Source organism: Bacillus sp. FSL R5-0712 (assembly GCF_038593285.1).
GTDB classification, from domain to species: Bacteria; Bacillota; Bacilli; order Bacillales; family Bacillaceae; genus Bacillus; species Bacillus safensis.
On record NZ_CP151981.1, the window covers coordinates 3604016 to 3616851 of the forward strand.

At 44.3% G+C, this 12836-nt stretch carries 12 protein-coding genes; 1 reads left to right on the plus strand and 11 read right to left on the minus strand.

The genetic code is table 11. From position 1 onward, the window contains the following. Nucleotides 1-202: 202 nt before the first annotated feature. The 3 genes from NSU11_RS18620 to sigY are packed head-to-tail and all read right to left on the minus strand — an operon-like array spanning nucleotide 203 to nucleotide 1253. A complete protein-coding gene (locus tag NSU11_RS18620) occupies nucleotides 203-415 on the minus strand; it encodes a hypothetical protein (protein ID WP_024423874.1) in 213 nt (70 codons plus the stop codon). Continuing rightward, nucleotides 412-723: a YxlC family protein gene (locus NSU11_RS18625; protein WP_198456649.1), complete on the minus strand. Its 312-nt coding sequence runs from the start codon at nucleotides 721-723 to the stop codon at nucleotides 412-414. The genes NSU11_RS18620 and NSU11_RS18625 overlap by 4 nt, the downstream gene beginning before the upstream one ends. After that, entirely contained in the window at nucleotides 720-1253 is a 534-nt protein-coding gene (gene sigY / locus NSU11_RS18630) for an RNA polymerase sigma factor SigY (protein ID WP_024427501.1), read from the minus strand. The genes NSU11_RS18625 and sigY overlap by 4 nt, the downstream gene beginning before the upstream one ends. Nucleotides 1254-1716: 463 nt before the next feature. Between sigY and NSU11_RS18635 the strand changes: the two genes are divergently transcribed. After that, nucleotides 1717-2754: a pectate lyase gene (locus tag NSU11_RS18635; protein ID WP_064498828.1), complete on the plus strand. Its 1038-nt coding sequence runs from the start codon at nucleotides 1717-1719 to the stop codon at nucleotides 2752-2754. Nucleotides 2755-2807: 53 nt separating this feature from the next. Here NSU11_RS18635 and cydC read toward each other — a convergent pair whose 3' ends face one another. The 8 genes from cydC to srtB form a co-directional block, all read right to left on the minus strand. Next, a complete protein-coding gene (gene cydC, locus NSU11_RS18640) occupies nucleotides 2808-4541 on the minus strand; it encodes a thiol reductant ABC exporter subunit CydC (protein ID WP_342493718.1) in 1734 nt (577 codons plus the stop codon). Beyond that, nucleotides 4531-6255 (minus strand): thiol reductant ABC exporter subunit CydD, encoded by a 1725-nt coding sequence (gene cydD / locus NSU11_RS18645; protein WP_342493719.1) that lies wholly within the window; start codon nucleotides 6253-6255, stop codon nucleotides 4531-4533. Before cydD ends, cydC begins: the two co-directional genes overlap by 11 nt. Next, nucleotides 6255-7271 carry a cytochrome d ubiquinol oxidase subunit II gene (gene cydB, locus NSU11_RS18650; RefSeq protein ID WP_342493720.1) on the minus strand — a complete coding sequence of 339 codons (1017 nt, stop codon included), beginning with the start codon at nucleotides 7269-7271 and terminating at the stop codon, nucleotides 6255-6257. Before cydB ends, cydD begins: the two co-directional genes overlap by 1 nt. Next, nucleotides 7258-8673 carry a cytochrome ubiquinol oxidase subunit I gene (locus tag NSU11_RS18655; RefSeq protein ID WP_039182485.1) on the minus strand — a complete coding sequence of 472 codons (1416 nt, stop codon included), beginning with the start codon at nucleotides 8671-8673 and terminating at the stop codon, nucleotides 7258-7260. The genes cydB and NSU11_RS18655 overlap by 14 nt, the downstream gene beginning before the upstream one ends. 322 nt (nucleotides 8674-8995) lie before the next feature. Beyond that, complete coding sequence (gene isdG, locus NSU11_RS18660; RefSeq protein ID WP_269433634.1) at nucleotides 8996-10111, minus strand: heme oxygenase; 1116 nt, start codon at nucleotides 10109-10111, stop codon at nucleotides 8996-8998. A gap of 7 nt (nucleotides 10112-10118) precedes the next feature. Continuing rightward, entirely contained in the window at nucleotides 10119-11132 is a 1014-nt protein-coding gene (locus tag NSU11_RS18665; RefSeq protein ID WP_047202949.1) for an iron ABC transporter permease, read from the minus strand. After that, entirely contained in the window at nucleotides 11129-12067 is a 939-nt protein-coding gene (locus NSU11_RS18670; protein WP_342493721.1) for an ABC transporter substrate-binding protein, read from the minus strand. The genes NSU11_RS18665 and NSU11_RS18670 overlap by 4 nt, the downstream gene beginning before the upstream one ends. A gap of 18 nt (nucleotides 12068-12085) precedes the next feature. Then, the gene (gene srtB, locus NSU11_RS18675; RefSeq protein WP_039182494.1) at nucleotides 12086-12835 is read right to left on the minus strand and encodes a class B sortase; all 750 of its coding nucleotides are present in this window, start codon (nucleotides 12833-12835) and stop codon (nucleotides 12086-12088) included. Between the last annotated feature and the right edge of the window lies 1 nt (nucleotide 12836).

The window sequence follows — 12836 nt, forward strand, 5'->3', positions numbered from 1 at the left end:
AGATGAAAATGATGCCGAATTGAGATAGATCAAGCAGCCGCAGCGATTGTCATTAAAAATAAGCGCTCAAGGAATGACTAATGTGCTAGAAACGAACAAGCGGATTTTTCTCGTCCCGTTTTCTTTGACAAATACATGAATCATGATGAATTTCTAGCTCGTTTTCCAACGAAAAAAGGGTCAAAAGTTTGATCGAATGCACTCAATCTTTTCGGGGCTTCCCGCCTCTTTTTCGATCAGGTAACACGACACAAAGCCAATACAAAATAGAAGACGATGGAAAGTTAATGAGACCGACAATGCCCCAGAACCACTTGTAACGCCCTCTTTTCTTTGCATCCATAAATAAAAGAAAGCCCTGTGCAAACAATAACGGCAAGACGCACAATAAGATGATCATTTCCGTCTGACTCATAAGGAAGACCCTCCTTTGATATGTTGATATTCCTTGTAGCCAACAACAAAGCAGATGGGGACGCTCACTATTTGGAGAACAATGAAGATGATAGGCAAATGGGTAATGGCAGCTGCAAAGAGTGCCAGAATGGTCAAACTGATCAGAATGTATGCCAGCACTTCTTGTTTAAAACGCCTTTTCTCTTGTTCCTTCGCCTGTTTCAGCATCATCATGACAGCCAGCTCACTTGGCTTTTCCACTTCAATTTGTTCGTCTAGCTGCTTAAGCTCTTCTTTTAAACGTTCGGTCAAACGATCTTCCTTCATAAATCCCACTCCTTTCGAATTTTCTTTAATCCATGATGGACCCTCGATTTCACAGTGCCTTCTCTCATTCCGAGCATTAAAGCTATTTCTGGGTAGGTAAATCCATAATAATAGTGGAGAATAATCGGGGCTCTCTCCTGAGCCTTTAATTCATTTAAAGCATCCCACATGTCATGCCATGTGTTCCCCTTTTGCTGAACGTCCCATTTAAAGCGGCGTATGGCTTCCTGATTCGCTTTACCTTCTCTCATTTGTTCACGTTTTCTTTTCTTCTGGTGATCTAAAAATTGCCTAGATGCAATCGAAATGAGCCAGGTTGAAAATAAGGCATCTCCTCTAAATGAAGAAAGTTTCATATACGCTTTCAGCATCGTTTCTTGCATGATTTCCTCTGCGAGCTCTTGTTGAAGGGTGAGCTTCAACATATATCGGTAAAGAAAGGAATAATGATGCCGATAAAGGGCTGTAAACGCGGCATCATCTCCCTGTTTTGCCCGCTGAATCAATAATGTCTCTTCTGTCTGCTCCAAACACGCCCCTCCTTCCTTTTCTTCTCTTACTCATGAGACGACACGGATGACAATATCGTTTAAAATGAACCTTATTTTTTAGCATATCCTCTATGATTCTCGTTTTATATCCAATTTTTTCTTATGTAATGATTATGGCATTCCTTCTTCTCTAACAAAATGATGCGTTCGTAATCATCTTGATTTTCTACGAAATGGAGAGCCTCCTCTCCATAATCAAGATGTCATCCTCATACCTATCGACAATGGTCCTTATCTCATGAAGATGAAAATGAAATAATCATTGGCTTAGCTTCCTAGAAAATCATGGAATACGCTGCGCCTATCCTTAGCCGATGATACCTTTTTGCATGCTATGCTCTTCCTACATTCCAAATGAGGCGATGCTTGTGAAGGAAGGAGGATTGGGTGAATCACAGCTTATTTTGGAAACGTTTTCATTAAAACAAAATAAAGAATGGAGATGTTGACTTTGAAGAGAAAAGTTCCAATGTTAGCCGGTGTATTAGCTGTTGGTCTCGTCACTTCATTATTTGCACCAAACGGGGAGGCAAAGGCAGCAGCCAAATACCCAGAAAGCCCTTCTATTATGGCCAACTTTAATCAACAAGGCTTCTCCACATTAAATGGCGGCACAACAGGCGGTGAGGGCGGTAAAACCGTCACAGTCAAGACTGGAAATGAATTATTGGCTGCCCTCAAAAACAAAGGAACAAACGAAAAATTAAAAATTGTAGTAGACGGGACGATTACCCCTTCTAATACATCAGCCAATAAAATCGATGTGAAAGATACAAATAATGTTTCGATCGTCGGTAAAGGGACGAACGGCGAATTTAATGGGATTGGCATTAAAGTATGGCGTGCCAATAACATCATCATCCGCAACTTGAAAATCCACCACAGCAAAATCGGTGACAAAGATGCAATCGGGATCGAAGGCGGTTCTAAAAACATATGGGTCGACCATAATGAACTGTACAACACATTGAATTCTGGGAAGGATGACTACGATGGTTTATTTGATGTCAAAAATGACTCTGACTATATTACCTTCTCGTGGAACTATGTACATGACAGCTGGAAAACAATGCTCATGGGCAGCTCCGATAACGATAACTATAATCGAAAAATTACGTTCCACAACAACCGTTTTGAAAACCTGAACTCTCGTGTACCGTCTATGCGCTTCGGGGAAGGCCATGTCTATAACAACTATTATAAAGGCATCTTGGCAACAGCGATTAACTCACGTATGGGCGCAAAGATGAGAATAGAACACAACGTATTTGAAAACACCAATAATGCCATTGGAAGCTGGGACAGCCGTCAAGTTGGAACATGGCATGTCATCAACAACTCTTATATTAACAGCACAGGCAGTCTGCCAACATCTTCAACAGGTACGTATAACCCTCCTTATAACTACTCTTTGCTTAACGTGAACAATGTGAAATCAGAAGTGATCTCAAATGCAGGTGTTGGTAAAGTAAACCCTTAAACCACAAAACGTTCGGGCAGAGATTTCCTGTCCGAACGTTTTTGTCATTTCATTTAGATTGTAGAAAAAGGACGATCCATTTCATACAACTTTTGATAACGCTTGTTTTCTTTTAGTAAAACCTGATGCTGACCCTGCATCTCAATGCGTCCGTCTTCAATAAACATGATGCGGTCACACGCCTCACAGCCAGTCAGATGATGGGTTATCCAAATAACTGTTTTCCCTTTTAACACACGGAAGATGGTTTCAAGCAATTCACGCTCTGTCCGTGGATCAAGCCCGACGGTCGGTTCATCTAATACAACAACCGGCGTGTCCTGCAGCAAAATCCGAGCTAATGCCATACGCTGTCTTTCTCCACCTGAAAATCGAACCCCTGTCTCCTGAACACCTGTGTGATAACCTTCTGGCAAAGACTCGATGTAATCATGCAGCTGCACTTGTCTAGCTGCTTCTTTTACCTGCTCTTCTGTCGCCTCTGGAGATCCTAAACGGATATTGTTTAAAACAGACGTATCAAATAAATAAGGCTGTTGATTGAGCACAGACACATAGGCAGACACATTCTCTTGAATGCTTTGAACCGGTTTTCCTTGAATGCTGACAGCTCCTTGATTTGGAACGACTGCCCCTTCTAACAATTTTAAAATGGTCGATTTGCCTGCACCGCTTTTTCCTAATAGTGCGAGTGATTCCCCTTGCTTCAGAGAAAAGGACAGGTCTTGAAGTACATATTGATGCGTGTCATACCGAAAGGACACCTGATTGAAACAGACCGCTTCATCGTGAGAAAGGGTTGACTGATCCACTGCCTCGCTCTCAGTTTCTCCTTCATATGACTGCTTTTCATAATGATGTAATCTGCTGACAGCATGCTGATAGACAGGGATATCACCTGCTGCATCTGACAGCGGAAGAAAGGCTTCTGTTAATGGAAACAGCACAAGTACAAAGGCTGCAATCAGGGTGTGGGACATGGATCCTGACTGAACGACCGAGCCGCTCCAATACACGACAAGCACGACAGCTCCTCCAATGATGAGCTGTGCAAAAAATTGGCGCAGGCGGATAAACCGGTGCTTTGCTGATTCAAGCGCTAACAGCTGCGCTTCTTTTTGTTCATAACCATCAACAAAATCTTTCTGCCTGCCGCTGAACAGCCAGTCACTAACGCCCATGACTGCATCTGTTAAATGGCTGTACAGTTCATTTCTGCCTTTTTTCATTTGAATTTGTCTTGCCCGGTTCACAAGCACTGTGACGTATGGGAAGACGAAGACGAGAAGTGCCATATAAAGCAGCATCAGTCCAGCAAAAGGCCATGAGAAAAGGCCAAGTGCTCCAATGGATGCGGCATATAAAAGCAGTGCACCGATGGATGGAAAGATGGTTTTTAAATAGGCATCCTGCAGTCTCTCCACATCATCTGACAAGAGGCCAAGCATTTCACCTGTCCCCAGCTTTGTCTGTTTGGCAATTCGTTCAGCCATGTCGTACAGACGCACACGCATTTTTTCAATCATTGTCAAAATGAGCTGATGGCTCGCCAGCCTTTCTGCATAGCGGGCAGCAGAGCGCGAAATACCAAAGGTACGTACAGCCACGATTGGGACGTAGACCATGAGTATATTCTCAGGTCTTGTCGCGGCTTTTGAAATGAGAAAGCCCGACGTGTACATCAGCATAGAAGCAGAGAATACCGCAATGGCTCCTAAAAATAAAACCAAGGCAAACAGCTTTCGATTCTCCTTGATATAAGGTATAAACCAGCCTTTACTGATCATGTGTGACCGCCCCCATTTGCTCCTGTACCAATTGATAATACACGCCTTTTCTTTGCATTAATGATTCATGTGTCCCCATTTCTGCGACGGTTCCTTGATCCATGACAATGATTTCATCCATGTCCGGCATCCAATGGAGTCTGTGTGTCGCTAAGAACACAAGTTTATGTTCAAACAGTGGAAGCATTGTTTTCTTCAATTCGTACTCTGTTTCAATATCGAGATGCGCCGTTGGTTCATCTAGCAGTATAATCGACCGCTGACCCAGCACAGTTCGAGCAAGGGCAATTCTTTGCGCCTGTCCGCCGCTTAGCCCTCTTCCCTGTTCTCCAATGACCTCATCCAGACCATTTGGCAGCTGCGTGACAAGCTGAGTTAAACCAGCCTCATGCACAGCTCTTTCCACTTCTTCATCTGTTGCATTCGGTTCATAAAAACGAATGTTTTCTCTTAATGTCATGTGAAATAAATAGGGATGCTGCGGCATATAGACAACTTCCTTTTGCCATTCCTTCATCTGTAAATGAACAAGCGGCTGGCCGTTTAGCGTGATTTCACCCGAAGACGGTTCAACAAAGCCGCCAAGGACATCGGTTAACGTCGATTTCCCTGAACCACTGGCACCAATAATGCCGATTTTTTTCTTCCCTTTGACAGTGAGATCTACATCCTGAATGGAATAAGGGGCATGTTCATCATGCTGGACACAAACATCTTGCAGCGTGAGCACGGATTGTGCATCCCACTTGTCCAGCTGCACAGATTGTGTCTCCTGCGTGCGAAAGCCCTTTTCTTCTAAAATGACCTGCATAGCTTCATTCGCTTCTTTTCCATTTAACGTCGCATGATAATCATTTCCTACTTCACGTACCGGCAGGAAATACTCTGGCGCCGTCAAAGCCGGCAATAAGAGAAGCTCTCCTTCAATTAATCGCAAGCCAAGAAAAACAGCGACGGTTGCAATTGATAGCATGGAAAAGAAATCGAGTGCAAACGATGATAGAAAGGCGACCTTCAGTGTGCTCATGGTCGCTTTTCGATATCGCTTTGACACCTCCGCAATATTACGGGAGTGCTTTTTGCTGATCCCTAAGTAACGAAGCGTCTCAAGGCCGCGGAGAGAGTCAGTAAAATGATTGGATAATTTCTCATACGATCTCCATTGTTTGGCCGCTTTACGCTGAGCAACAAGGCCTAGCAAAATCATAAAAATAATTAAAATAGGCAGCGTCACAATTAAAATGACGGCCGATGTTTCATCTAATGTCCACACATAGATAAGGACCATTGCCGGAATCACTGCCATGTTCACCATTTTCGGCAAAAACAGCTGTAAATACTGACGGTATTGAGCAATTCCTTCCATTGCTAATGTGACAAGCTTTCCTGTCCCTTTTTTCTTTGCGAAGGCAGGCCCTAATCGAAAAAGTTGGTCTAGCAGCTGCTTTCTGACGTCTGCTCCAATTCGGGAAGAGTACGTAAACATGACCTTCTCCCGAATCAAGGTGAGACCGTGCCGCACAAGAAAGGCAGCAAGAAATAGCAGGACATATGGCGTTGCCTGCGAGAGGCTTTTCCCGTCAAACAGCGTTGTAATGGCATGTGCCAGCCACTGTGCTTGGAAAATAATACTTGCTCCTTGGATGAGTGACACAATACCTAAGAGGGCAAGAAGCCCTCTCATTCCTTTTAGTTGAAGCAAACGTTTATCCATTAGTAGGTCATTGGCTCCTTACCGCTTACACGTTTACGGAAGACGTAATAGCTCCAAATTTGATACCCAAGCACAAAGGGCAGCAAAGAAATGGCCACAATCGTCATGACCGTCAGTGAATAAGATCCAGATGCAGCGTTTTGAATCGTGAGATCAAATGAATGGCTGATTGAACTAATCATGACGCGCGGGAACAATGCAGTGAACAGCATGGACACCGTCACCATGATGCCTGCGCCTGTGAATAAGAATGTCCAGCCATCACGTTCTTTTCTCATCAAAACAAGAGCAGCTATATAACAAGCCACAATCAGCACAGTTAACGGAATGGTGATGATCGGGCGTACGGTATAAATGTCTGTTTCTATGATGGACACACCGACAAAAATAACAAGAACAGGGAGTGCAATAAGCAGGACACGCTGGCCCAGTTTTCTTGCACGATCTCTTAATTCACCCTCTGTACGAAGTGTGACGAAAATCAAGCCATGCAGCAGGCACAGAACTGTCACAGCTACCCCGCCGATCACTGAATAAAGATTCACAAAGTCCGTAAAACCAGCGTACATGTTCATGTCTTGATCAATTGGCATCCCGCGTAAAATACTCGTGAATAATACACCTAGTAAAAATGGCGGAAGCAGACTGCCAAAGAAGATGACCCAGTCCCACACCTTGATCCAAGAGGCTTTCTCAACCTTCCCTCGGAATTCAAAGGCGACCCCGCGCCCAATGAGCGCTAAGAGGAGAACCGCAAACGGAATATAGTATCCGCTGAACATCGTGGCATACCAGTTAGGAAATGCAGCGAAAATAGCGCCGCCAGCTGTAATCAGCCAGACCTCATTCGCATCCCAGAAAGGACCAATCGTATTGATTAAAATGCGGCGCTCGTGCGCGTCCTTTCCAAGCAGCTGCATGGACATCCCGACACCAAAATCAAATCCTTCTAAGAAGAAAAATCCAACAAACAATACTGCGACAAGAATAAACCAAATCTCGTTAAGATATGCCATGATATGCGCCTCCATCAAATGGATCTGTAGACAGGTCCGTTTCATCCTTTTGATCTGTATCTTCTTCAGAATGTGCACCTTTTTTAATTTCTCGAATGAATAAGTAAGCGAGCACAATAGCAAGAATCAGATACATCGCCGTGAAGCTAATGACTGAGAATAACAGCATGCCATACGATACGTTCGGTGAAATCGATTGAGCCGTCGTCATCATGCCAAAGACGGTCCACGGCTGACGCCCGATCTCAGTCATGATCCAGCCGGCTGAGTTCGCAATAAACGGGAACGCAATCATCCATACCATGAAGCGTAAATACCATTTGTTTGTTTCAAGTTTCTTTCTAAAGCTTAAGTACAAGCCAATCATACTAGCAAAAATCATCAGCATTCCTGCACCGACCATGATTCTAAAGCTCCAGAATGTTGTTTTCACTGGCGGAATATAGTCCCCGGGACCAAACTTGGCTTCATATTCTTTTTGAAGTGTCAGCATACCTGGAACGTCTCCGCTGAACTTCGAATAAGCCAAATAACTTAAGGCAAACGGAATATTGATCTCCGCAGAGTTTTCTTTTTTATCTGTGTCAATGTTGGCAAATAGTGTCCAAGCCGCTGGATCTCCACTATCCTTCCAAAGGGCTTCACTTGCTGCCATTTTCATTGGCTGTGATTTCATTAAATGCTTCGCTTGATCATGTCCAGAGAACGCCACACCTAAGCCGGAAATTAAAGCGAGGACCATCGCAATCTGGAATGACTTTTTGAAAAAGGCGATTTCTTGTTTTTTAATCATTTTATAGGCACTAACTCCTGCAATAAAGAAAGCTCCTGTTGCCAGTGCACCAAACAGAACGTGCGGGAACTCAACCCAAAGCTGCGGGTTCGTCACAAGAGCGCCAAAATCATTCATTTCTGCACGGCCATTTTTAATGGCAAATCCAACTGGCTCCTGCATAAATGAGTTGGCGAGTAAAATCCAAAACGCCGAAAAGATCGTACCAAGGGAAACAAGCCAAATGCACAATAAATGAATTTTCTTCGGCAGACGATCCCAGCCGAATATCCAAAGTCCAATAAATGTAGATTCAAGGAAAAAGGCCAAAAGCGCTTCAATGGCAAGCGGTGCACCAAAGACATCACCGACAAACCTTGAATAATCTGACCAGTTCATCCCAAACTGAAATTCCTGCAGAATCCCTGTTACCACACCTACTGCAAAGTTAAGTAAGAACAGGTGACCCCAAAACTTCGCCATCTTTTTATAGATGTCTTTTTTCTTGACGACATAAAGGGTCTGCATCAATGCGACGATAAACACCAAACCTATTGACATAGGAACAAAAATAAAATGAAATAATGTCGTTGAAGCAAATTGAAATCTTGCTAAAAACAGCTCACTCACAGCCTTACATCCTCCCTTACTTTCACATGCCGAACGATTCATGCTCACCATTTCACAAAATGTTCACTATTTGTTCAATGTTTCACAAATAAAAGCCCATTTGAAATGGTTCACTCGGTGAAATTTTACTCTTGATTTTCATTCGGTTAGTTATTTATACCTGTACTTTACACCCATACGCTTCAAAAATAAAGTAAATTTTACCTAAAAATTGGATGGTATTGTGTCAGTTATTTGAATACTTTGTCAACAATATGTGACGGAAAATAAAAAACCGCAAAAAAAGAGCGCTGCATGTGGGCCGCAGCGCTGTGTTTCTATTTTAAGCTTTTTTCTGTAAAGCAGGTCTTGTCACTTGTACTTCATAGTACGTAATTTTGTTTTTTAATAGCCCTTCAGGTTTCGCTTTTCCGTGAGCGTGTGCATCTCCAAATGCCTGAGATTTTGTCCAGTTCACAAAATCTTCTTTTCGATTCCAGCGGGTATGAATGGTCACTTCATCGTAATCAGTTGTCTGCTGTGTGACCCAGACTTCCATGCCTAAAAATCCTTCCATGAATTCTACTTGTCCCTGCTTGTTAAAACGCTTGACGAGGTGGTCTGCACTGCCTTTTTCTACTCTAACCTGGTTGTTTACAATGATCATGTTTGATTCATCTCCCTTTTGTTGTTGGATCGAAGCGATTGGGATAATGAGCGGATGCTCTCCATCTAAGTGAACCTCTGCCTGAATCCCAAAGACTTCTTTGAAAAAGTTTTCTGTTAATACTTCGTTTGGTGTCCCTATTTGGTAAACCTGACCACGCTTCATCGCAATCAGGCGGTCACAATATTTTGCTGCCTGCTGCAGGTCATGAAGAACCATTAAAATGGTGATCCCATGCGTTTCATTCAGCTGTTTGAGCAGCTCTAGTAAATCAAGCTGGTGCGCAATATCTAAGTAAGTGGTAGGCTCATCCAGAATAATCGTCTCTGTCTTCTGAGCCAGTGCCATTGCAATATACGCCTTCTGCCTTTCTCCGCCTGACAATGTATGCAGCATCCTGTTTTCATTCACGCGGCTATTGGTCACATCAAGCGCCCACTCTATCGCTTCCTGATCTGTCTGCGAGCTCTTTTTCCAGATCGAACGATGCGGACTGCGTCCAAGTGCAACCAGCTCACGTACTGTCATCGATGGGATGGCAGTTCTCGTCTGCATCAGAACGGCAATTTCCTGTGCAATCTCCTGTGCTGTCATTTCTTTTTGCGGGATATTGTGAATATAAATCATGCCGCTTTCGATCGACGTAAGGCGTGCGGCCGCTTTAATAAACGTCGACTTCCCTGACCCATTCGGTCCAATAATTCCTGTTACACTCCCTTTAGGCACAGCTGCTGAAATAGACGACAGCCGAAAGCCTCCTTGACTGAGGCTCACGTCATCCATCGCAATCACATCCAACTTAACCCCTCCCTTTCTTTTTTAATAAATAGAGGAAGAAAGGTGCACCAATACAGGCAAGCAGAATACCAACAGGCAGTTCAACCGGTGTAAACCATACCCGTGCTGCTGTATCAGCAAAGACCACAAGTACGCCGCCGCCCAGCATTGAGATCGGAAGCAGGTACCGGTAGTCATCTCCAATTAAAAGGCGGATAAAATGAGGAACGACAAGACCGACAAATCCAATTAAACCGCTCACGCTTACCGCTGCACCCGCCAAAAGCGCCGCCAGTGCAATTAAGAAAAAACGGGTTCGCTCGACTCTAAGGCCAAGCAGCTGCGCTGACTCATCACCAAGTAAAAGAAGATTTGCGGGCTTGATCGCAAAAAAACAAAGACACAAACCGGCAAGCGCATAGGGTGACACAAAGCTCAGATGATGCCAGCTCCGTCCATTTAACCCTCCTGATAAAAAAGGCAGAACAGCCTGTACACGCTCACTATAAAGCACCATCAACCCATTCATGACCGCACCAAGCAGGGCATTGACTGCCACTCCCGCCAGAATCAATTTCAGTGGCGAAACCCCTTGGTCAAATGACAGGATATACACAACGAGTGCCGCTAATAAAGCGCCAAGGAAGGCAGCCGCTGGAAGCAGATACGTGAATTGTGGAAACACAATCATGCTGAGTACAGCAGCTAATCCACCGCCGGCGGTCACTCCGATGATGCCAGGGTCAGCGAGTGGATTTCGGACGACTCCTTGTAAAATCGCTCCTGATGCTGCGAGACAGGCCCCGACGATGAAGCCTATGAGAACGCGCGGCAGGCGTAAATCCATGACGATTTTTTCATGGACAGGCTGGCCTGATCCCGTCAAAGCAGCGATCAAATCTGGCAGCGATAATTGAACAGAACCTAATGCAAGCCCTAGACATATGCCCACACCTAGCGAAAGAAGCAGTCCTGGTATCAGCCACCTTCGTCTTGACTGTCTTTTTTGAAAATCTAACTCTGCATTCACCTTCATGATGACAATCGCTTCAATCTCTTCTCTAGTTCATCAATCGCCTTGATGACGTCTGCGCCTGGATTTGTCCCGAATAAATCACTAGGCAGAATCTCCACGCGGCCATTTTTGACAGCTGATACGTCGTGCCATGCTGCATTCTGTTTCATTTCACTCATAAAGCCCGCTTTCACATCTTCAGGATTGCTGTGTGTCATGAGCAGAATGAGATCAGGATCGGCTTCGATCACCATTTCTGCATTGATTTGGGCGTATTGAGGGAATTTTTCGAGTGCTGGTTCATTCTCAGCAATGTTTGCACCCCCAGCGATATGCAGTAAATCTCCGCTTAAGGATTGAGGAAGCGCCGCCATATATGTGCCGGGTGCACCGTACACAACGAGTGTTTTTACTTTTTTCTTAGGCTGCTTGACCTGCTTTTTCCGCTCAACAATTTGATCATTGAGTGCTTTAGCCTTTTGCTGCTTCCCAAGCAACTCCCCAAATAACGAAATTTGGCGCTGGATGTCCTTCACTGAATTGGCGCTTGTCAAAAGAAGCTGTGAACCAATTCCTTCTATTGTAGAGATGTCCTTGCTGTTTAATTGTTCATTTCCAAGCACAACATCAGGGTTTAAGCTTGTGATCAGCTCTACATCAAATTGATGCGTTGTGCCAATCGTTTGTACGGACTTTGCCTTTTGTAAGCTGTCTGGTAACTCGGCAGTTGGCCTGCCGACCGCCTCACCGCCTAAAGCATATAGAATGCTCAAGTCCCCGGTCGATAAGGCAACGATACGCTGAGGGGATTCATCAAATGACAGCGTTCTTCCGGTAAAATCCTTTATCTTCAGCGCTCCTGCCACGCTTTCTTTCTCTACAGGTGCTGCCTGACTGCATCCGCCGAGGAGAAGCATCAAGACGAGTCCCGCCAAGATCACATGTGAAAATTTCAACCGTCTGTCTCTCCTTTTCTAGTAAACTTTCTTTAGCTTTGCCTGTACCACAAGACGCCCGTTTTTAGGTGCAAGTACATGATCACAGGTCGATAAGGTGAGGATGAGGTCATCTGTGGACACGTCTGTCTTCGTTTGATAGATTGATTTCTTCCGCACAGCTTGCAAGTAATGGGCATATTCGCCAAGATCCTGAAAATCGGTTTGAATATAATCGAAGTCAACCGTCGTTTCATACACGGCAAAAATCTCCGCTTCATAGCTTTGATACAGCGTATCGTACTGAAATGTCCGGTGCTCATGGAAGAAATCTTTTTTTAGATAGTTTGTGAGTCCAGCAAACATGGATCCATCCCTCATCCGATGGCCGTACACCACTGTATTTGGGCTTTCATGCAGGACATCATTACGATAATCCATAAAGATACTGCCTGCCCGGGTGTCGTTTTTTAAATAATTACGAGTTAAGTAGAACGCATTATCGCGAGATTGAACGATCGGATACTGAATCATCGTATCCTCCATATTGATCCAGCCGACAATGTCCTCATTCACCTTCCGCAACTCATCAAATGACGAACGGATATTTCCCGACTCCCGTTTTTCATTCATTTCTTCATGTCCATACATCGTCTGGGCCTTTGCAAGCACCTGGCGATTTTGATAATAACCGAAAAGCTCGAAGCCGATAGCTGTACCGCTATAAATAAATACGCCTAAACAAACAATCGTCAGCATCCGCTGCCAGAGCTTTTTTCCTCGTTTCACA